The 20,893-nt window shown below is 67.8% G+C and carries 16 protein-coding genes; 10 read left to right on the top strand and 6 right to left on the bottom strand.

Annotation, left to right across the window (positions count from 1 at the left end; genetic code table 11):
• From glpK to ACLLJJ_RS05745, 3 genes are all read right to left on the bottom strand, one after another.
• The gene (glpK, locus tag ACLLJJ_RS05755; RefSeq protein WP_434588172.1) at positions 1-1,527 is read right to left on the bottom strand and encodes a glycerol kinase GlpK; all 1,527 of its coding nucleotides are present in this window, start codon (positions 1,525-1,527) and stop codon (positions 1-3) included.
• Between the two features lie 39 nt (positions 1,528-1,566).
• Entirely contained in the window at positions 1,567-2,355 is a 789-nt protein-coding gene (locus ACLLJJ_RS05750) for an MIP/aquaporin family protein (RefSeq protein ID WP_434588171.1), read from the bottom strand.
• A gap of 244 nt (positions 2,356-2,599) precedes the next feature.
• Positions 2,600-3,415, bottom strand: coding sequence for an IclR family transcriptional regulator (locus tag ACLLJJ_RS05745; protein WP_434588170.1), 816 nt, complete (start codon positions 3,413-3,415; stop codon positions 2,600-2,602).
• Positions 3,416-3,558: 143 nt separating this feature from the next.
• Between ACLLJJ_RS05745 and metH the strand changes: the two genes are divergently transcribed.
• The 4 genes from metH (at position 3,559) to ACLLJJ_RS05725 (ending at position 11,648) form a co-directional block, all read left to right on the top strand.
• Positions 3,559-7,074 carry a methionine synthase gene (gene metH / locus ACLLJJ_RS05740; protein ID WP_434588168.1) on the top strand — a complete coding sequence of 1,172 codons (3,516 nt, stop codon included), beginning with the start codon at positions 3,559-3,561 and terminating at the stop codon, positions 7,072-7,074.
• Between the two features lie 97 nt (positions 7,075-7,171).
• Positions 7,172-7,873, top strand: a complete 702-nt coding sequence (locus ACLLJJ_RS05735; RefSeq protein ID WP_434588167.1) for an HAD family hydrolase — start codon at positions 7,172-7,174, stop codon at positions 7,871-7,873.
• Between the two features lie 500 nt (positions 7,874-8,373).
• Positions 8,374-9,972 carry an ABC transporter substrate-binding protein gene (locus ACLLJJ_RS05730; RefSeq protein ID WP_434588165.1) on the top strand — a complete coding sequence of 533 codons (1,599 nt, stop codon included), beginning with the start codon at positions 8,374-8,376 and terminating at the stop codon, positions 9,970-9,972.
• A gap of 86 nt (positions 9,973-10,058) precedes the next feature.
• On the top strand, positions 10,059-11,648 hold the full coding sequence (locus tag ACLLJJ_RS05725; RefSeq protein WP_434588164.1) for an ABC transporter substrate-binding protein: 1,590 nt from the start codon (positions 10,059-10,061) through the stop codon (positions 11,646-11,648).
• A gap of 80 nt (positions 11,649-11,728) precedes the next feature.
• Here ACLLJJ_RS05725 and ACLLJJ_RS05720 read toward each other — a convergent pair whose 3' ends face one another.
• A complete protein-coding gene (locus ACLLJJ_RS05720; RefSeq protein WP_434588163.1) occupies positions 11,729-12,400 on the bottom strand; it encodes a response regulator in 672 nt (223 codons plus the stop codon).
• Between the two features lie 13 nt (positions 12,401-12,413).
• A complete protein-coding gene (locus ACLLJJ_RS05715; protein WP_434588162.1) occupies positions 12,414-13,295 on the bottom strand; it encodes a RecB family exonuclease in 882 nt (293 codons plus the stop codon).
• A gap of 154 nt (positions 13,296-13,449) precedes the next feature.
• Between ACLLJJ_RS05715 and ACLLJJ_RS05710 the strand changes: the two genes are divergently transcribed.
• The 3 genes from ACLLJJ_RS05710 to ACLLJJ_RS05700 all read left to right on the top strand — a co-directional run bounded on the left by ACLLJJ_RS05710 (position 13,450) and on the right by ACLLJJ_RS05700 (position 16,456).
• Positions 13,450-14,700, top strand: coding sequence for a site-2 protease family protein (locus ACLLJJ_RS05710; protein ID WP_434588161.1), 1,251 nt, complete (start codon positions 13,450-13,452; stop codon positions 14,698-14,700).
• Between the two features lie 77 nt (positions 14,701-14,777).
• Positions 14,778-15,686 (top strand): tRNA (adenine-N1)-methyltransferase, encoded by a 909-nt coding sequence (locus ACLLJJ_RS05705; protein ID WP_283519011.1) that lies wholly within the window; start codon positions 14,778-14,780, stop codon positions 15,684-15,686.
• Positions 15,687-15,889: 203 nt separating this feature from the next.
• Entirely contained in the window at positions 15,890-16,456 is a 567-nt protein-coding gene (locus ACLLJJ_RS05700) for a hypothetical protein (RefSeq protein ID WP_434588160.1), read from the top strand.
• A 4-nt stretch (positions 16,457-16,460) separates the two neighbouring features.
• Here ACLLJJ_RS05700 and ACLLJJ_RS05695 read toward each other — a convergent pair whose 3' ends face one another.
• Positions 16,461-16,781: a ferredoxin gene (locus ACLLJJ_RS05695; protein WP_434588159.1), complete on the bottom strand. Its 321-nt coding sequence runs from the start codon at positions 16,779-16,781 to the stop codon at positions 16,461-16,463.
• A 242-nt stretch (positions 16,782-17,023) separates the two neighbouring features.
• On the opposite strand from ACLLJJ_RS05695, the gene arc reads away from it, so the two are divergent.
• The 3 genes from arc (at position 17,024) to ACLLJJ_RS05680 (ending at position 20,893) form a co-directional block, all read left to right on the top strand.
• Complete coding sequence (gene arc, locus ACLLJJ_RS05690; RefSeq protein ID WP_434588158.1) at positions 17,024-18,790, top strand: proteasome ATPase; 1,767 nt, start codon at positions 17,024-17,026, stop codon at positions 18,788-18,790.
• Between the two features lie 247 nt (positions 18,791-19,037).
• Positions 19,038-20,549 carry a depupylase/deamidase Dop gene (gene dop, locus ACLLJJ_RS05685; RefSeq protein WP_434588157.1) on the top strand — a complete coding sequence of 504 codons (1,512 nt, stop codon included), beginning with the start codon at positions 19,038-19,040 and terminating at the stop codon, positions 20,547-20,549.
• Positions 20,550-20,674: 125 nt separating this feature from the next.
• On the top strand, positions 20,675-20,893 hold the full coding sequence (locus ACLLJJ_RS05680; RefSeq protein WP_434588156.1) for a ubiquitin-like protein Pup: 219 nt from the start codon (positions 20,675-20,677) through the stop codon (positions 20,891-20,893).

The following is a 20,893-nucleotide window of genomic DNA, read 5'->3' as shown; positions in this document are numbered from 1 at the left end:
TTACTCCTCGTCCTCGATCCAGCCCATGGTCCGCTCTACGGCCTTGAGCCAGCTCTTGTACTCGCGGTCGCGGGTGTCCGCGTCCATGCGGGGGGTCCACTCGGCGGCCCTGCGCCAGTTGGCGCGCAGTTCGTCGGTGCTGGACCAGAAGCCGACGGCCAGGCCGGCGGCATAGGCGGCGCCGAGGCAGGTCGTCTCGGCGACCATCGGGCGCACCACGGGGGCGTCCAGGAAGTCCGAGAGGGTCTGCATCAGCAGGTTGTTGGAGGTCATACCGCCGTCGACCTTGAGTGCGGTCAGCTCGACGCCGGAGTCCTTGGTCATGGCGTCACTGATCTCGCGGGTCTGCCAGGCAGTGGCCTCAAGAACGGCGCGGGCGATGTGCGCCTTGGTGACGTACTGGGTGAGACCGGCGATCACGCCGCGGGCGTCGGGACGCCAGTACGGGGCGAAGAGGCCGGAGAAGGCGGGCACGAAGTACGCGCCGCCGTTGTCCTCGACGGAGGAGGCCAGCGTCTCGATCTCGGCGGCGCTCTTGATCAGGCCCATCTGGTCGCGCATCCACTGGACGAGCGCACCGGTGACGGCGATCGAGCCTTCGAGGGCGTAGACGGGCTTCTGGTCGCCGATCTGGTATCCGACGGTCGTCAGCAGGCCGTTGTACGAGTTGACGGGCGTGTTGCCGGTGTTCATGAGCATGAACGTGCCGGTGCCGTACGTCGACTTCGCCTCGCCCTGGGCGAAACAGGTCTGGCCGAACAGGGCCGCCTGCTGGTCACCGAGCGCGGAGGCGACGGGCACACCCGCGAGCGGGCCCTCCTTGGCGACGCCGTACACCTCGGAGGAGGAACGGATCTCCGGCAGCACGGCCGCCGGGATGCCCATGGACTGCACGATCTTCTCGTCCCACTGCATCTCCTGCAGGTTCATGAGCATCGTGCGGGAGGCGTTGGTGACGTCGGTGACGTGGACGCCGCCGTCGGTACCACCGGTGAGGTTCCAGATGATCCAGGAATCCATGGTGCCGAAGAGGATGTCGCCGCTGTTGGCGCGCTCACGCAGGCCGTCGACGTTGTCGAGCAGCCAGCGGACCTTCGGGCCGGAGAAGTAGCTGGCCAGCGGCAGGCCCGTCTCACGGCGGAAGCGGTCCTGGCCGACGTTGCGGCCGAGCTCCTTGCAGAGCGCGTCGGTGCGGGTGTCCTGCCAGACGATGGCGTTGTGGACGGGCTCACCGGTGTTCTTGTCCCACATCAGCGTCGTCTCACGCTGGTTGGTGATGCCGATCGCCTTGACGTCGTCGGGCGTGATGCCCGCCTTCTCGATGGCGCTCGCGACGACTTCCTGGACGTTGGTCCAGATCTCGCTCGCGTCGTGCTCCACCCAGCCGGGCTTCGGGAAGATCTGCTCGTGCTCCTTCTGGTCGACCGCGACGATGCGGCCGTCCTTGTCGAAGACGATGCAGCGGCTGGAGGTGGTGCCCTGGTCGATGGCCGCGATGAACGGGCCGGTGGTGTGTGCGTCGGTCACGGTGTGCTCCCGGAGGTCTTGGAGGGTCGGCCGGTCGGCTCAGGCGAACGCGAGTTGGTAGATCCCCGCGGCCAGTGCTCCGCCGGCCAGTGGGCCGACGACGGGGATCCAGGCGTAGCTCCAGTCGGAGCCGCCCTTGTTCGGCAGCGGGAGCAGAGCGTGCACGATGCGCGGGCCCAGGTCGCGGGCCGGGTTGATCGCGTAGCCGGTCGGGCCACCGAGTGACAGACCTATGGCGACAACAACGAGGGCGGTGATCAGGGCGCCGAGCACGCCGAGGCCCTTGCCGCTGTCGTTGAGGCCCTGGGTGAGCACCGCGAGAACCAGCACGGTGGTGCCGATGATCTCGGTGGCCAGGTTCTGCCAGACGTTCCGGACTTCCGGGCCGGTGGAGAAGATGCCGAGCACCGGGCCGGCCTTGGGAGCGGCCTTCTGGTCGACCAGGCCCTCCTCGGCGGGCTGCGCCGCGAGGATCTCCGGGTCGGTGAGATGGGCCTGGAACTGGCCGTAGTACGCGATCCAGACCAGGGTGGCGCCGATCATGGCACCGAGTATCTGGCCGGCGAAGTAGACCGGGACGTTGCTCCAGCCCCCGTCCTTGATCGCGATACCGACCGTGACCGCCGGGTTGAGGTGGGCGCCGGACAGCGTGCCGGTCATGTAGACGGCCGTCATGACGGCGAAGCCCCACCCGAAGGTGATGGCGAGCCAGCCGGCGTTCTGCGCCTTCGAGCGCTTGAGCACAACGGCGGCGACGACGCCGCCGCCGAGCAGGATGAGCACGGCGGTACCGATGATCTCGCCGATGAAGATGTCGGAGCTGGACACCCGCGACTCCTTTGTCCTTCGTCCAGGGAAAAGGCGGAACCCGAGTCCCTCCGGGTGGTCCGCGCCCTCGGTGAGGGCCTAGCCGGTCCCTTGGCTTTGCCACACTCTAGCGCGTATTGCCGGTAGGTGTTCGGCATTGCCGACCGATGAACGGCAGTTTTCCCTCCGATAAACACACCCGTCAAGGGTTCTGTGACGAGTGTCGCGATCGTTACCAGCGTGACAGGAGATGTCCGAGCGCGCCTCAGAAGCGCCCGGCGCCCAGATCCCGGGAAACGGCACGGGCGCAGTCGCGCACCGCGGCGACCAGGTCGGGACGGAGCTCCCCGCCCTCGCACACCCGCTCCACCGCACCGGTGATGCCGACCGCGCCGACGGGCATCCTGCGCCGGTCGTGGATGGGTGCGGCGATCGAGGCCACCCCGACCCAGGTCTCCTCCACATCGGCGGCCCAGCCGCGCGCCCTGGTCAGATCCAGGACGGCTTCGAAGTCCACCGCGTCGGTGACCGTGCGCGGCGTGAAGGTCTCGCGGTCGTTCTCCAGGACCTCGTTGTGCGCCACGGGGTCGTACGCGGAGAGGACCTTGCCCAGGGCCGCGGAGTGCAGGGGCTGCATCGCCCCCACCTCAAGAACCTGCCTGCTGTCGTCCGGGCGGAAGACGTGGTGGATGACCAGCACACCACGCTGGTGCAGCACGCCCAGGTAGGCGCTCTCGCCGCTGGAACGGGCCAGATCGTCGGTCCACACCAGCGCACGGGCGCGCAGCTCGTGCACGTCCAGGTAGCTGTTGCCCAGGCGGAGCAGCTCGGCGCCCAGTTGGTAGCGGCCCGACGCGGCGTCCTGTTCGACAAAACCCTCCGCCTGGAGGGTGCGCAGGATGCCGTGCGCGGTGCCCTTGGCCAGGCCGAGCGAGGAGGCCACCTCGGACAGGCCGAGCCTTCGTTCGCCACCGGCGAGCAGGCGCAGCATCGCAGCCGCCCGCTCGAGCGACTGGATATGCCGTGCCACCGCTCTGCCTCCTCCGTCTCGGTTCGACAATGCTGAACAGTATCGGCTCATGTCGACTCAGTGTCACCGCGCGCCACTCCGTCCGCCTCGTGGGACGCATCGTGGCGCGAACGACACCACAGCTACCCTGGCCGGGTGTGCCTTCCGCCGGAAGGCACAAAGCCGACAGCCGTCGCACCTCAGGGAGCACTTCCATGGCCTCGTTGCCGACCTCCACCCCTGCCAGCAGCAGCACCCGAGTAGCAGCCTTCCGTGCTGCGCTTGCCTCGCGTGTGGTGGTGGCGGATGGTGCGATGGGGACGATGTTGCAGGCGCAGGATCCGACCATGGAGGACTTCGAGCAGCTGGAGGGCTGTAACGAGATCCTGAATGTCACCCGGCCGGACATTGTGCGTTCGGTGCATGAGGAGTATTTCGCGGTCGGTGTGGACTGTGTGGAGACGAATACCTTCGGGACGAATTACGCGGCGTTGGCCGAGTACGACATCGCGGAGCGGGTCTTCGAGCTGTCGGAGGCGGGGGCGCGGATCGCGCGTGAGGTGGCGGACGAGTTCACGGTGTCGACCGGGCAGCAGCGTTGGGTGCTGGGTTCGATGGGTCCGGGGACGAAGCTGCCGACGCTGGGGCATGCCCCGTATGTGACGTTGCGGGACGCGTATCAGCAGAACGCCGAGGGGATGATCGCCGGTGGCGCGGACGCGCTGCTGGTGGAGACGACGCAGGACCTGCTTCAGACGAAGTCCGCGATCATTGGCGCGCGGCGCGCGATGGAGGTCGCGGGTGTCAGCCTCCCGCTGATCTGCTCGGTGACCGTCGAGACCACCGGCACCATGCTCCTCGGCTCGGAGATCGGCGCGGCTCTGACGGCGCTGGAGCCGTTGGGCATCGACATGATCGGGCTGAACTGCGCGACGGGGCCCGCCGAGATGAGCGAGCACCTGCGCTACCTCGCCCGCCACTCGCGCATCCCGATCTCCTGCATGCCCAACGCCGGTCTGCCCGTGCTCGGCAAGGACGGCGCGCACTACCCGCTGTCCGCCGGTGAACTCGCCGACGCGCAGGAGACGTTCGTCCACGAGTACGGTCTCTCGCTGGTCGGCGGCTGCTGCGGTACGACGCCCGAGCACCTGCGCCAGGTCGTCGAGCGCGTTCGTGACCTGCGCCCCGCCGAGCGCACGGCGCACCCCGAGCCCGGCGCGGCCTCCCTCTACCAGACCGTCCCCTTCCGGCAGGACACCTCGTTCCTGGCGATCGGGGAGCGTACGAACGCCAATGGGTCGAAGAAGTTCCGTGAGGCGATGCTGGAGGCCCGCTGGGACGACTGCGTGGAGATGGTCCGTGACCAGATCCGTGAGGGCGCGCACATGCTCGACCTGTGTGTGGACTACGTCGGCCGTGACGGGGTCGCGGACATGCGGGAGCTGGCCGGCCGGTTCGCCACCGCCTCCACCCTGCCCCTCGTGCTCGACTCCACCGAAGTCGACGTACTGCGGGCCGGGTTGGAGAAGCTCGGTGGGCGGGCCGTCATCAACTCGGTCAACTACGAGGACGGCGACGGCCCCGAATCGCGCTTCGCGAAGGTCACCGCACTGGCCCAGGAACACGGCGCGGCCCTGATGGCGCTGACCATCGACGAGGAGGGCCAGGCCCGTACCGTCGAGCACAAGGTCGCCATCGCCGAGCGGATCATCGACGACCTGACCGGCAACTGGGGCATCCACGAGTCCGACATCCTCATCGACTGCCTGACGTTCACCATCTGCACCGGGCAGGAGGAGTCCCGCAAGGACGGCGTCGCCACCATCGAGGCCATCCGCGAACTCAAGCGCCGCCGCCCCGATGTGCAGACGACGCTGGGCCTGTCCAACATCTCCTTCGGCCTGAACCCGGCAGCCCGCATCGTCCTCAACTCCGTCTTCCTGGACGAGTGTGTGAAGGCCGGACTGGATTCGGCGATCGTGCACGCGTCGAAGATCCTGCCGCTCGCCCGGCTGGGCGAGGAGCAGGTCTCCGTCGCCCTCGACCTCATCCACGACCGCCGCGCCGAAGGCTACGACCCGCTCCAGCGCTACCTCGAACTCTTCGACGGTGTCGACACGAAGTCGATGAAGGAGGGCAAGGCCGAGGAGCTGCTCGCGCTGCCGTTGGGTGAGCGTCTGCAGCGGCGGATCATCGACGGGGAGAAGAAGGGCCTGGAGGCGGATCTCGACGAGGCGCTGGAGAGCCGTCCGGCGTTGGAGATCGTCAACGAGACGCTGCTGGAGGGCATGAAGACGGTCGGTGAGCTGTTCGGCTCCGGTCAGATGCAGCTGCCGTTCGTGCTCCAGTCCGCCGAGGTGATGAAAACCGCGGTGGCGCACCTGGAGCCGCACATGGAGAAGACCGACGACGACGGCAAGGGCACCATCGTGCTGGCCACCGTGCGCGGTGACGTCCATGACATCGGCAAGAACCTGGTCGACATCATTTTGTCCAACAACGGCTACAACGTCGTCAACCTCGGGATCAAGCAGCCCGTCTCCGCGATCCTGGAGGCCGCCGAGGAACACCGCGCCGATGTCATCGGCATGTCGGGGCTCCTGGTCAAGTCCACAGTGATCATGAAGGAGAACCTCCAGGAGCTCAACCAGCGCAAGATGGCAGCCGACTTCCCGGTGATCCTCGGCGGCGCCGCACTCACCCGGGCCTATGTCGAGCAGGACCTGCACGAGATCTACGAGGGCGAAGTCCGCTACGCACGCGACGCCTTCGAAGGCCTGCGCCTGATGGACACCCTCATCGGCATCAAGCGCGGTGTCCCCGGCGCCGTACTGCCGGAACTGAAGAAGCGCCGGGTCGCCAAGCTCGACACCCCCCTCGTCGAGGAAGCCCCCGAAGAGGGCGCGGCCCGCTCCGACGTGAGCATCACCAACCCGGTGCCCACCCCGCCGTTCTGGGGCACCCGCGTCGTCAAGGGCATCGGTCTCAAGGAGTACGCCTCCTGGCTCGACGAGGGCGCCCTGTTCAAGGGCCAGTGGGGCCTCAAGCAGGCCAGGGCCGGCGACGGGCCGACGTACGAGGAGCTGGTGGAGACCGAGGGCCGGCCGCGGCTGCGCGGCTGGCTGGAGCAGCTGCACACCAGGAACCTGCTGGAGGCCGCGGTGGTCTACGGCTACTTCCCGTGCCACTCCAAGGGCGACGACCTGATCCTCCTCAACGACGACGGCTCCGAGCGCACCCGCTTCACCTTCCCGCGCCAGAGCCGCGGTCGCCGCCTGTGCCTGGCCGACTTCTTCCGCCCGGAGGAGTCCGGCGAGCCGGACGTGGTCGGCCTGCAGATCGTCACCGTCGGCTCGAAGATCGGCGGAGCCACCGCCGAGCTCTTCGAGTCCAACTCCTACCGCGACTACCTCGAACTGCACGGCCTGTCCGTGCAGCTGGCCGAGGCCCTCGCCGAGTACTGGCACGCGCGCGTGCGCACCGAACTCGGCTTCGCGGGGGAGGACCCCACCGACGTGGCGGACATGTTCGCGCTCAAGTACCGCGGCGCGCGCTTCTCGCTCGGCTACGGCGCCTGCCCCAATCTGGAGGACCGCGCGAAGATCTCCGACCTGCTGAAGCCCGAGCGGATCGGCGTCGAACTCTCCGAGGAGTTCCAGCTGCACCCCGAGCAGTCCACCGACGCCATCGTCATTCACCACCCCGAGGCGAAATACTTCAACGCGCGCTGAGCCGTCGAGTCGTACACTGGTCCGTCCAGTGCAGGCCGGCCGCCCTCCCCACCAGGAGGGTGACCGGCCTTCTCGTCCCTCAAGGAGGTGTGCCCGGATGACCAGTACGGTTCCCGCGCCCAGTACCCGTTTGGCCGAAGGCTCCGCCCTGCAGGCCGTCTTCCTCGACATGGACGGAACCCTGGTCGACACCGAGGGCTTCTGGTGGGACGCCGAAGTGGCGGTCTTCGCCGACCTCGGGCACGTGCTGGACGAGGCGTGGCGCGACGTGGTGGTCGGCGGGCCCATGACCCGTAGCGTCGGCTATCTCATCGAGGCCACCGGCGCCGACATCACGCTCCCCGAAATCACCGTGCTCCTCAACGACCGCTTCGAGTCCCGCATCGACCACGGGGTGCCGCTGATGCCGGGAGCGGCCCGCCTCCTGGCCGAGCTGGCCGCGCACTCCATGCCCACCGCCCTGGTCTCCGCCTCGCACCGGCGCATCATCGACCGGGTCCTTGAGTCCCTGGGGCCGGACAAGTTCACCCTCACCGTCGCGGGCGACGAGGTGACGCGCACCAAGCCGCACCCCGACCCGTATCTGCACGCGGCGCTGCGGCTGGGAGCCGACCCGACGCGGTGCGCGGTCATCGAGGACACCGCGACCGGTGTGGCCGCCGCCGAGGCGGCCGGCTGCCGTGTGGTGGCCGTGCCGTCCGTCGCCCCGATCGCGCCCGCTTTCGGCCGGGTGGTCGTGGGCTCGCTCGAAGAAGTCGACCTCGCTTTTCTCAGCACACTGATTACGGGAATGCACTGACCGTTCACCGAGCGTGTTTTCCTGAAAGGCGTCGAGAACTCCCGGCATTGAAATGTGCTTTTTCCCCGCCGGATGGAGCGCGCGAAAAGGCCGCCGATCAATAGCCCGCCCGGCGTGATGTTCATCACGGGCGGGTCGGCCGGTGCGGGCGTGCGCGAGCCCTCGATCGCCGCCGTGAGGCCGATTCCGGCACCCTTGTGTCCGCATTGGTGGAGCGGTGTACGAATCATTCCCGCACCCCGGCGGCGGCATCCCGCCAATCATGATCACCGGCCCATAACAGTCCGGCCGTGCATCGGTCCTGCTTCCTGGGCGATTCCCACTAATCTCGTCGTGAGTACTTCGCCGCATCAATGCGTGCCTCAGCGCTCGACCAGTTGCTGACACCACGGAACCGATCGCACTGCATCCGGCCCGATCGCCCCGCCCAGACCGGGTGGCGGCGGCGGAGTGTCCCGCAATCGCTCAAACTCAGTGCCGGATGAGGGAGAACGTCCAGGATGAACCGCAAGACTCTGGTGCTGCCGGCCGTGATCGGTCTGCTCGCCCCCGTGCTGGCCGCGTGTGGCGCGACGGACAGTGGGGGCAAGGGCGGCGACGCCATTGTTGTGGGTACCACGGACCAGTTCGCCGCTACCAAGGACACCCCGGCACCCTTTGACCCCGCGTTCACGTATGACGCGGGTGTCTGGAACATCCTGCGCCAGACCGTCCAGACGCTGATGCACATCCCGCGCGGCGGCGGTGAGCCGGTGCCGGAAGCGGCCTCCAAGTGCGGCTTCACCGACACCCAGAACGAGAGCTTCCGCTGCAAGCTGCGCAGCGGACTCAAGTTCGCCGGCGGCGAGGCCATGACCGCCGACGACGTGAAGTTCTCGCTCGAGCGCGTGGTGAAGATCAAGGACAGCAGCGGCCCGAGCGGCCTGCTGACCAACATCGACACCATCGAGACCAACGGCGACAGCGAGATCGTCTTCCACCTGAAGACGTCCGACGCCACGTTCCCGTACAAGCTCTCGACGCCCGCCGCGGGGATCGTCGACCCCAAGGCGTACGCGGCCAACAAGCTCCGCGACGGCTTCGAGATCAACGGCTCAGGACCGTACTCCATGAAGGCCGAGACCAAGGGCAACAAGGTCACCAGCGCCGTCTTCACCAAGAACCCCGACTACAAGGGCGACTTGAAGCTGCGCAACGACAAGGTCGAGCTGCGCTCGTTCCCGGACGCCGACGCGATGGAGAAGGCGCTCAAGGACGGCGAGATCGGCATGATGACCCGCACCCTGACGCCCGAGCAGATCGAGCGGATGTCGGAGAACCCGCAGGAGGGCATCGACCTCGTCGAGATGCCCGGCCTGGAGATCCGCTACCTGGGCTTCACCACCGACGACGCCACGGTGAAGGACAAGGCAGTGCGCCAGGCGATGGCCGCCGTCATCGACCGAGGCGAACTCGCGGGCAAGGTCTACCCGGCCACCGCAGAGCCGCTGTACTCCCTCATCCCGGCCAGCATCGCCGGCCACCAGAACTCGTTCTTCAACAAGTACGGCGAGCCGAACCGCAAAAAGGCCGCGAACATGCTGAGCACGGCCGGCATCAGCACGCCGGTCAAGCTCACCCTGAACTACACCACCGACCACTACGGTGCGGCCACGGAGAAGGAGTTCGAGGTGCTCAAGGAGCAGCTCAACGCCACCGGGCTCTTCGATGTCGACACCAAGGGCACCGAGTGGACGAAGTTCCGCGAGAACCAGAACCGCGGTGACTACGCCGTCTACGGCATGGGCTGGTTCCCCGACTTCCCGGACGCCGACAGCTATGTCGCACCGTTCCTGGACGCGGACAACTTCCTCAACAGCCCGTACGCGAACACGGAAATCCGCACCAAGCTCATCCCCGAGTCACGGCGCGCCGCGGACCGGGGCGCGGCGTCCGCGCCGTTCGAGCGGATCCAGGAAATCGTCGCCGACGACGTGCCGCTGCTGCCGCTGTGGCAGGGCAAGCAGTACGTCGCCGCGCGCGACGACATCACCGGGGTCGAGTGGTCGGTCACCAGCTCCGCGGACCTGCAGCTGTGGGAGTTGGGCCGCGGCGTCTGACGACGCCGGCAGTACCCGGCCGCGTCGAGCACGCGGCCGGTGGGCAATTCGGTAAAGGCATTCGGTAAATCAGTGAGGCAAGTTCTGTGAAAACGCGTAACCAGTGGCTGACGGCCCCGCTCGCGGTGGGCCTGGCAGCGGGTCTGCTCGGCGGCTGCGGCTCCGATGAGGGCGGCTCCGGGAGCTCCGGCGGCGAGGTCGTCATGGGAATGTCGGACGAGGTGCTGGCCACCGACCCCGCCTCGGGTTACGACCCGGGATCCTGGCTGCTGTTCAACAACGTCTTCCAGTCCTTGCTCAGCTTCCCCAAGGGCAGCTCGGTTCCGCAGCCCGAGGCCGCCGAGAAGTGCGGCTTCGACAACGGCAGCAGCACCATCTTCCGCTGCACACTGCGCGACGGACTGAAGTTCAGCAACGGCAACACGCTGGCCGCCAAGGACGTCAAGTACTCCTTCGAGCGCGCCCTGAAGATCAACGACAAGGCCGGCCCCGCGCCGGTCATGCTGTCCACGATCGACACGATCAAGACGCCCGACGAGAAGACCGTCGTCTTCAACCTCAAGGTCCCGGACGCCACCTTCCCGAGCAAGATCGCCTCGGGTGCCGGATCCATCGTCGACCACACCGAGTACCCCTCCGACGAGCTGCGCACCGACCACAAGGCCGTCGGCTCGGGCCCGTACAAGCTGGACTCCTTCAGCGAGGCAGGGGCCGGCTTCTCGGTCAACGAGAGCTACCGGGGCACCGCCGAGACGAAGAACAGCGGCGTCACCATGAAGTTCTTCCACGGTGACCAGAAGGCGCTGGCCGCGTCCTTCAAGAAGCGCGACATCGACCTCGCCTACCGAGGCCTCACCGCCGGGGACATCGCGGAGCTCGAACGCTCGAAGGACAGCAGTGACAACGACGTCGAGATCGTCGAGGGCACCAGCGCCGAGGTCCAGCACCTGGTCTTCAATGTGAACGACCCGGTCGTCGGCAAGCTCGGCGTGCGCAAGGCCATCGCCTACCTCGTCGACCGCGACGCACTGGTACGGGACGTCTACCAGTCCACCGCCACCCCGCTGTACTCGATCGTCCCGGCCGGCATCGGCGCCCACAACACGGCGTTCTTCGACACCTACGGCGGCAGCCCGCAGCCGGCCAAGGCCGCCAAGGCGCTGCGGACCGCGGGCATCAACGGCAAGGTCAAGCTCACCCTCTGGGCCACCCCGAGCCGCTACGGCCCCGCCACGGTGCAGGAGTTCGAGGCGATAGCCAAGCAGCTCAACACGAGCGGGCTCTTCGACGCGACGGTCAAGTCGGTCGAGACGGAGCAGTACGAGAAGGACATCGCGGCCGGCCGCTACGGCGTGTACGTGAAGGGCTGGGTCCCCGACTATCCGGACCCGGACAACTTCACCCAGCCGTTCTTCGACAAGGACAACGTCCTCGGCAACAACTTCGAGAACGAAGAGATCACTGGCCGGATCATCCCGGACACCGCCGCCGCCGCGGACCGCACCACGGTCGAGGAGGACTTCGGCAAGCTCCAGGACATCGTCGCCGCCGAACTGCCGCTCCTCCCGCTGTGGCAGGGCAAGCAGTACGCCGTGGCGCACGACGGAATCGCGGGCCTCGAATGGACTCTGGACGCCTCGACCGTCTTCCGCTTCTGGGAAATCAGCAAGGCCTGACAGAACCGGCAGCGGGGACCGACACCGTCGGCCCCCGCTGCTGATCTGCTGCCGAACCCGCTCTCCGGGCCCGGCGTCCGCTACTGGGCGCCGGGCCTGACCAGTCCGCTCTCGTACGCGTACACCGCGGCCTGCACACGGTCGCGCAGACCCAGCTTGGTCAGCACATGACCGACATGGGTCTTGACCGTGGTCTCGCTGACGAACAGATCCGCGGCGATCTCCGCATTGGACAGGCCGCGGGCCACCAGCTTGAGCACCTCGACCTCGCGATCGGTCAGCGTGTGCAGCGTGTCGGGCATCTGCTCCTCGCCCGACGGCAGATGATCGGCGTACTTGTCGAGCAGCCGACGCGTGATGCTCGGCGCCAGCATCGCCTCACCGGCCGCGACCACCCGGATCGCCTGGACGAGCTCATTGGCGGGCGCGTCTTTCAGCAGGAACCCACTGGCGCCCGCCCGCAACGCCTCCACCACATACTCGTCGAGGTCGAAGGTGGTCAGCACCAGCACCTTCGCCGGGCCGTCGCGGCCCGGCCCGGTGATCTGACGGGTCGCCTCGACCCCGTCCATCCGCGGCATCCGGATGTCCATCAGGACCACATCGGGCTGCAGCGCCCGGACCTGGTCGAGCGCCTGCAGACCGTCTCCGGCCTCGCCGACGACCGCGAGGTCCTGCTCGGCCTCCAGAATCATCCGGAAGCCGGTGCGCAGCAGCGGCTGGTCGTCGACCAGTAGGACGCGGATAGCCACAGGTTCTCCTTCTCTAGACCGGGCCCATTCTGCCCTGGTCCTCCCCGGCCGATTCGGCCGGGCGCACCGACAGCGGATACACCGGGGGAGTGCCACCGAATTCCGGACATACCGCTTGGTAGTCGCACCACCCGCACAGCTTCGTCCGGCGCGGCAGCCACTCACCCGTCTCGGTGGCCTCCTTGATCGCGTCCCACAGCGCGAGCAGCTTGCGCTCCACCCGCTCCAGGTCCTCCTCGACCGGGTCGTACGTCAGCACATCACCGCTGCCCAGATACACCAGCTGGAGCCGGCGCGGCACCAGCCCCTTCCACCGCCAGATCACCAGCGCGTAGAACTTCATCTGGAACAGCGCACCCTCGGCATACTCCGGCCTCGGCGCCTTGCCCGTCTTGTAGTCGACGACCCGGACATCGCCCGAGGGCGTCACATCCACCCGGTCGATGATGCCGCGCAGCCGCAGACCCGACTGCAGCTCCGTCTCCACGAACAGCTCACGCTCCGCCGGCTCCAGGCGCGTCGGGTCCTCCAGCGTGAACCAACGCTCCACCAGCTCCTCGGCCTGCTCCAGCCAGTGCGACAACCGCTCGCCCCGCGGATCCTCCGCGAACAGCTCGACCAGCTCGGGCTTGGACTCCAGCAGCCGGTCCCACTGCCCGGGAACCATCGCCCTGGCCCTCGGCGCCGTGCGCTCGGTCGCCGGATCGTCGAACAGCCGCTCAAGCACCGCGTGCACCAGCGTGCCGCGGGTCGCCGCCTCACTCGGTTTCTCGGGCAGCTTGTCGATCACCCGGAACCGGTAGAGCAGCGGGCACCGCATGAAGTCGCTCGCCCGCGAGGGGGACAACGACATGGGGCGTTGGGCGGCATCGGCCCGACCGGTACTCGTAGTCATGACTCAGACCCTACGACCCGCCACTGACAGCGAGCCGCATACCATCGACGACAGACGCATCCGACCCGCATGATCGTAGGGCCGACCGCCCCGGCGGGAGGCGAAGCACCGAGCGGTCCGCACATGAAGCACGACGACCGAACGAAGGGACACCGTGGACGAGAGCGGCGAGAGCGGACAGCCGCAGTCCGGCGCAGGGGACAAGAGCCCCGGCGCCCCGCCCGACGGCGGCAAGCCGCAACGCCCCCGCGAACCGGGCGGCGGACTTCTGATGGGCCGCCCCTTCGGCGTTCCGGTGTACGTCGCACCCAGCTGGTTCCTCGTCGCCGCCCTCATCACCTGGGTCTTCGGCGGCCAGCTCGACCGCGTACTCCCCGAGTTGGGAAACCTCCGCTACCTGGTCGCTCTCTTCTTCGCCGTCGCCTTCTACGCCTCGGTGCTCGTCCATGAACTGGCCCACACCGTCGCGGCCCTGCGCTTCAAACTGCCGGTGCGCCGCATCCAGCTCCAGTTCTTCGGCGGCGTCTCGGAGATCGAGAAGGAGTCCGAGACGCCGGGACGCGAATTCATCCTCGCCTTCGTCGGCCCCCTCCTCTCCCTCGTACTGTCCGGCATCTTCTACGGAGGCATGAAGGCGGTCGAGGCAAGCACCGTCCCGGGCGTCCTGCTGGCCGGCCTGATGATCTCCAACCTGATCGTGGCCGCCTTCAACCTGCTCCCCGGCCTGCCCCTCGACGGCGGCCGGATGCTCCGCGCCGTGATCTGGAAGATCACCGGAAACCCGATGAGCGGTACCGTCGCCGCCGCCTGGGTCGGCAGGGCCCTCGCCGTGACCGTCCTCATCGGCCTCCCGCTGCTCACCCACACCGGCGCCCTCGGAAACTCCACCGCGGACATCGGCGGCATGGAAACCGTGACCGACGCGCTGCTCGCCGCCATCCTCGCGGCCATCATCTGGACCGGCGCGGGCAACAGCCTGCGCATGGCCCGGCTCCGCGAACACCTCCCCGACCTGCGCGCCCGCACCCTCACCCGGCGCGCGGTCCCCGTCGAGTCCGCCACTCCGCTCTCCGAGGCACTGCGCCGCGCAAACGAGTCCGGCGCCCGCGCCCTGGTGGTCGTCGACGGCCAGGGCGAGCCGACCGCGGTCGTCCGCGAGGCGGCCATCGCCGGCGTACCCGAACACCGCCGCCCCTGGGTGGCGGTGAGCGGCCTCGCGCAGGACCTCACCGACGACATGCTCGTCCCCGCCGAACTGGCGGGCGAAGCCCTCCTGGAACGCCTCCGGGCCTCCCCGGCCACCGAGTACCTCGTCATCGAGGAGAACGGCGAGATCTACGGCGTCCTGTCCACCACCGACGTGGAACGCGCCTTCGTCGCGGCCATGGCGAGGCCACAGTCCTGAAGGACCCCAGGTCCGCCCGGCGGTGCGGCGGGCGGCCGGGGTGAACGGGGCCTCAAAAAGGCCGGTAGTCTGGTCACATGTCCGAACCGACCGGTGCCGCCCGCCGACGCGGCCCCTTCAAGGTCGGGGACCAGGTCCAGCTCACAGACCCCAAGGGACGCCACTACACGTTCACGCTCGAAGCCGGGAAGAATTTCCACACCCACAAGGGTTCCTTCTCCCACGACGAGCTGATCGGCCTCCCCGAGGGCAATGTTGTCCGTACCACGGGGAACGTCGCCTACCTTGCGCTGCGCCCCCTGCTCCCCGACTATGTCCTGTCCATGCCCCGCGGCGCCGCCGTGGTCTACCCCAAGGACGCGGGGCAGATCCTGGCCTTCGCCGACATCTTCGCCGGCGCCCGCGTCGTCGAGGCCGGTGTGGGCTCCGGCTCGCTCAGCAGCTTCCTGCTGCGCGCCGTCGGCGACCAGGGCATGCTGCACTCCTACGAGCGCCGCGAGGACTTCGCCCAGATCGCCACGCAGAACGTCGAGCGCTACTTCGGCGGCCCGCACCCCGCCTGGCAGCTCACTGTCGGCGACCTCCAGGACAACCTCTCCGACACCGAGGTCGACCGGGTAATCCTCGACATGCTCGCTCCTTGGGAATGTCTTGATGTCGTCTCCAAGGCGCTCGTCCCCGGCGGCATCCTCTGCGCCTATGTCGCGACCACCACCCAGCTCGCCCGGACCGTCGAGTCGATCCGTGAGCACGGCACGTTCAACGAACCGGCCGCCTGGGAATCGATGGTCCGCAACTGGCACGTCGAGGGCCTCGCCGTCCGTCCGGACCACCGGATGATCGGCCACACCGGCTTCCTGCTCACCGCCCGCCGCCTCGCGGACGGCGTGGAGCCCCCGCTGCGCCGCCGCCGTCCCTCGAAGGGTTCGTACGGCGACGACTACACGGGTCCCGGAAGCGAAAGCGGGTCGGCCTCCAAGGGCTGATCCGCCAACAAGCAAGCGCCGCCGCTGAGTTCTCCGACCGACCGGGGAACTGGGCGGCGGCGCTTTTCCGTTGCCCGGCGATCCACTGCCGGATCCTCCGTCAGCAGCCCCGGAAATCGCTGTGACCCCGCCGCTGCGCCGCGCTGTGACATGTGGCACGATGCTCGCCACCCCACCGGACTGCCCCACAGGAGACATCCCGCGTGCAGACCTCCGTCGTCCCGGACCTCGCGCACACCCGGCCCCGCCCCGTGCACTGGCTGGCCACGGCCGCAGCGATGTGCGCGGTCCTCACGGCGGCCGGACTGCTGCAGCCCGGCGCCGCCACCGCCTCCCAGACCGCGCCAGGCCCCGGACCGGTGAGCGGCGGAGCGCCCGAAGCCGCACCCGACGCCTCCGCCGCCGTCTATCCGCTGGAATGCGGGGGAGCCAAGAGCGTCGTGGTGAAACAGGGCTCGGCCGACCTCGACGGCGACCGCAGGCCCGAGACCGTGGCGGTCGTGCGCTGCGCGTCGGGCTCCGGCACCCCGCCGAGCGGCGTCTACGTTCTGACCCGGCCCGCCCGCGTCGTGGCGACCCTGGTCGACCCGGCGGACCGGCAGAGCATCACGGACTTCGCCGTACGGGACGGGATGGTCTCCGCGACCCTGCTCGGCTACTCGTCGCCCGACGTGCCCCGCTGCTGCCCGGACGAGCAGGAAAAGGTCAAGTGGCAGTGGCAGGGAGACAAGTTCGTACGGGCCGGCCGACCGGCCGCGCAGAGTATGTGAACCGCTACGGGGCGTCGGGGCCGAACACCTCGACGCTGTCCGAAACCCGACGTACATGAATGCAGTCGCCGGGGCACTCCTTGGCCGAGTCGACCACGTCCTGCAGAAGCGTCAGCGGCACGGGCGCGGTGGCTCCCGGGTTCTGCAGCAGCTCGTCCTCGGGGCTCTTCACGTAGGCCAGACCGTCGATGTCCAGCTCGAAGACATCGGGGGCGTACTGCGCGCAGATGCCGTCGCCGGTGCAGAGGTCCTGGTCGATCCACACCTCTAGCGGGTCGCCGGTCTGCGCACCGTCGTCGGTGGGAGCCTCTTGCTGCACGGTCATTTCTCCTGCCGTTTCCTGCGCGGTTGTAGCAATTGGAGCCACCCTTGGCGGGTGTTGAACACTTCGACGATACAACCGGCCGCTTTCCGATGCTGATGGGTGGGTATTCCTCAGACGTGAGGGAGTACGCAAGGGTGAAGATCGGACACGCCCCGACCGTCTTTGTGATCTAGGGGTTTCAACCAGCACCCGCCCAGGTAGGGTCAGGAAGCGTCCAGCTCCCCTTGGAGGAGGTGAGGACCGTGGCAGCCCACGACGACGACATCAACCGCGGCATCCGGTCCGCGCGAGGGTCCGAGGACCCCGCCGGACAGGTTGCCTATCTCGAGCAGGAAATCGCCGTCCTGCGCCGCAAGCTCGCCGACTCTCCGCGTCATACGAGGATTCTCGAAGAGCGGATCGTCGAGCTGCAGACAAATCTGGCAGGCGTGTCCGCGCAGAACGAGCGGCTCGCCAACACGCTGAGAGAGGCCCGCGACCAGATCGTGGCCCTCAAGGAGGAAGTCGACCGGCTCGCGCAGCCGCCGGCCGGCTTCGGTGTCTTCCTGCTCGCCAACGAGGACGGCACCGCCGACATTTTCACCGGTGGCCGAAAGCTCCGGGTCAATGTCAGTCCCAGTGTGGAGCTCGAAGAGCTCCGGCGTGGCCAGGAGCTCATGCTCAATGAGGCGCTCAACGTGGTCGAGGCCATGGAATACGAGCGCGCCGGCGACATCGTCACCCTCAAGGAAGTCCTTGAGGACGGCGAGCGCGCCCTGGTGGTCGGGCACACCGACGAGGAGAGGGTGGTGCGGCTCGCCGAGCCGCTGCTGGACGTAACCATCCGCCCCGGCGACGCCCTGCTGCTGGAACCCAGGTCCGGCTATGTCTATGAAGTGATCCCGAAGAGCGAGGTCGAGGAGCTTGTCCTCGAAGAGGTACCGGACGTCGACTACACCAAGATCGGCGGCCTGGGCAACCAGATCGAGTTGATCCGCGACGCGGTCGAGCTGCCCTACCTCTACCCCGACCTCTTCAAGGAGCACGAACTGCGCCCCCCGAAGGGCATCCTGCTCTACGGTCCGCCCGGCTGCGGCAAGACGCTCATCGCCAAGGCCGTCGCCAACTCCCTTGCCAAGAAGGTCGCCGAGGTGACCGGCCAGCCCACGGGGAAGAGCTACTTCCTCAACATCAAGGGCCCCGAGCTCCTCAACAAGTACGTCGGTGAGACCGAGCGGCACATTCGCCTGGTCTTCCAGCGTGCGCGGGAGAAGGCGAGCGAGGGTACCCCCGTCATCATCTTCTTCGACGAGATGGAATCGCTCTTCCGCACCCGTGGCTCCGGTGTCAGCTCGGACGTGGAGAACACCATCGTCCCGCAGCTGCTCGCCGAGATCGACGGCGTGGAAGGCCTGGAGAACGTCATCGTCATTGGCGCCTCCAACCGCGAGGACATGATCGACCCGGCGATCCTGCGTCCTGGCCGGCTCGACGTGAAGATCAAGATCGAACGTCCCGACGCCGAGGCGGCAAGGGACATCTTCGCCAAGTACCTCAGGTCCCACCTCCCGCTGCACTCCGACGACCTGGCCGAGCACACGGGCTCCAGGGAAGGCGCCGTGCACGGCATGATCCAGACCGTCGTGGAGCAGATGTACGCCGAAACCGAGGAGAACCGCTTCCTCGAGGTCACGTACGCCAACGGCGACAAGGAAGTCCTGTACTTCAAGGACTTCAACTCGGGCGCGATGATCCAGAACATCGTCGACCGGGCCAAGAAGATGGCCATCAAGGCCTTCCTCGACCAGAACCAGAAGGGCCTTCGGGTCTCCCACCTCCTCCAGGCATGCGTGGACGAGTTCAAGGAGAACGAGGACCTGCCGAACACCACGAACCCGGACGACTGGGCCCGGATCTCCGGCAAGAAGGGCGAGCGGATCGTATTCATCCGCACGCTCGTCACCGGAAAGCAGGGCGCGGACACCGGACGCTCCATCGACACGGTGGCAAACACCGGGCAGTACCTGTAGATCACAGACCGGCTGCGGGTGCCCGCTCGGGCATCCGCAGCCGGTTGCTTTCTCCGACACGGCGACCCGCGCCTCGACCACAGCAAGCAATGACGGAATTGATCTCCCCACCAGCGCATGGGGGTTCTAGGCTCTTCGGTACCGCCGGGTCGCGCAGTGCGGGGACGGGCACCGCACACGCACCGGACAACCAGCGGTACTTGAGCGTCGCCTCCGTCCGGGGGCGACGCCGGGCAAGGAGGGCCGCATGACCGTACGGCGAGTAATGGGCATTGAGACGGAGTACGGCATCTCTGTCCCCGGCCACCCCAACGCCAATGCCATGCTCACCTCGTCCCAGATCGTCAACGCCTACGCGGCGGCGATGCACCGGGCGCGACGCGCCCGCTGGGACTTCGAGGAGGAGAACCCGCTGCGGGACGCACGGGGCTTCGACCTCGCACGCGAGTCCGCCGACTCCAGCCAGCTCACCGACGAGGACATCGGCCTGGCCAACGTCATCCTCACCAACGGCGCGCGGTTGTACGTCGACCACGCGCATCCCGAGTTCAGCTCACCGGAAGTCACCAACCCGCGGGACGCGGTGCTCTGGGACAAGGCCGGCGAGCGCATCATGGCGGAGGCCGCGGAGCGCGCGGCGCAGCTTCCCGGGGCCCAGCCGATCCACCTGTACAAGAACAACACCGACAACAAGGGCGCCTCCTACGGCACCCACGAGAACTATCTGATGAAGCGGGAGACCCCCTTCTCGGACATCGTGCGTCACCTGACGCCGTTCTTCGTGTCCCGGCAGGTCATCACCGGCGCCGGCCGTGTCGGCATCGGCCAGGACGGCCACGAGCACGGGTTCCAGATCAGCCAGCGCGCCGACTATTTCGAGGTCGAGGTCGGTCTCGAAACCACCCTCAAGCGACCCATCATCAATACGCGCGACGAGCCGCACTCGGACGCCGAGAAGTACCGCAGGCTGCATGTGATCATCGGCGACGCCAACCTCTCCGAGATCTCCACGTACCTGAAGCTGGGTATGACGGCCCTGGTGCTCTCGATGATCGAGGACGGCTTCATCAATGTGGACCTCGCGATCGAGCAGCCGGTGCGCACCTTGCACCAGGTCTCGCACGACCCGACGCTGAAGCAGCTGATCACGCTCCGCAGCGGCCGGACCCTCACCGCCGTACAGCTTCAGATGGAGTACTTCGAGCTGGCGCGCAAGTACACCGAGGAGCGGTACGGCGCCGACGCCGACGAGCAGACCAAGGACGTCCTGGTCCGCTGGGAGGACGTGCTGAACCGGCTGGAGAACGACCCGATGAGCCTGTCGGGAGAGCTGGACTGGATCGCCAAGCGGGAGCTCCTTGAGGGCTACCGCCGCCGCGACAGCCTGGACTGGGACGCGGCCAGGCTGCATCTGGTGGACCTCCAGTACGCCGACGTACGCCCCGAGAAGGGCCTCTACAACCGGCTGGTGGCCCGCGGCAAGATGAAGCGGCTGCTGGGCGAGGACGCGGTCGAACGGGCCGAGACGAAGCCCCCTGAGGACACCCGAGCCTACTTCCGCGGACGCTGCCTGGAGCAGTACGCGGACGACGTCGCGGCGGCCTCCTGGGACTCGGTCATCTTCGACCTGCCGGGCAGGGACTCACTCCAGCGGGTACCCACCCTGGAACCGTTGCGTGGTACACGCAATCACGTCAAGGAGCTCCTTGACCGGTGCCGGACGGCCGAGGATCTGGTCCGGGTGCTCTCGGGCGGCTGAAAGAGCCGGCGGGTGGGAATCATTGAGGTGGTGACCGCGCGTTGTGGAAGTACGGCGCGAATGTCGGACCCCACTTGTAGGGTCTGATCAAGGACATCGAACCGAGCGAGCGGGGTGAGGTAGAGATGGCGACCAAGGACAGCGACGGCGGGCAGCAGAAGGCGACACGTTCCACCGAGGAGGCCGAGGAGACCGCGCAGGAAGCGCAGGGCTCGGAGGATCTCAAGGAGCGGCAGGAAAAGCTGAGCGACGATGTCGACTCGGTGCTGGACGAAATTGACGACGTACTCGAAGAGAATGCGGAGGATTTCGTGAGGTCCTTCGTTCAGAAGGGCGGACAATAA

The organism is Streptomyces sp. A5-4, from assembly GCF_051131715.1.
Lineage (GTDB): Bacteria > Actinomycetota > Actinomycetes > Streptomycetales > Streptomycetaceae > Streptomyces.
This window is presented reverse-complemented; position numbering and strand designations above follow the sequence as displayed.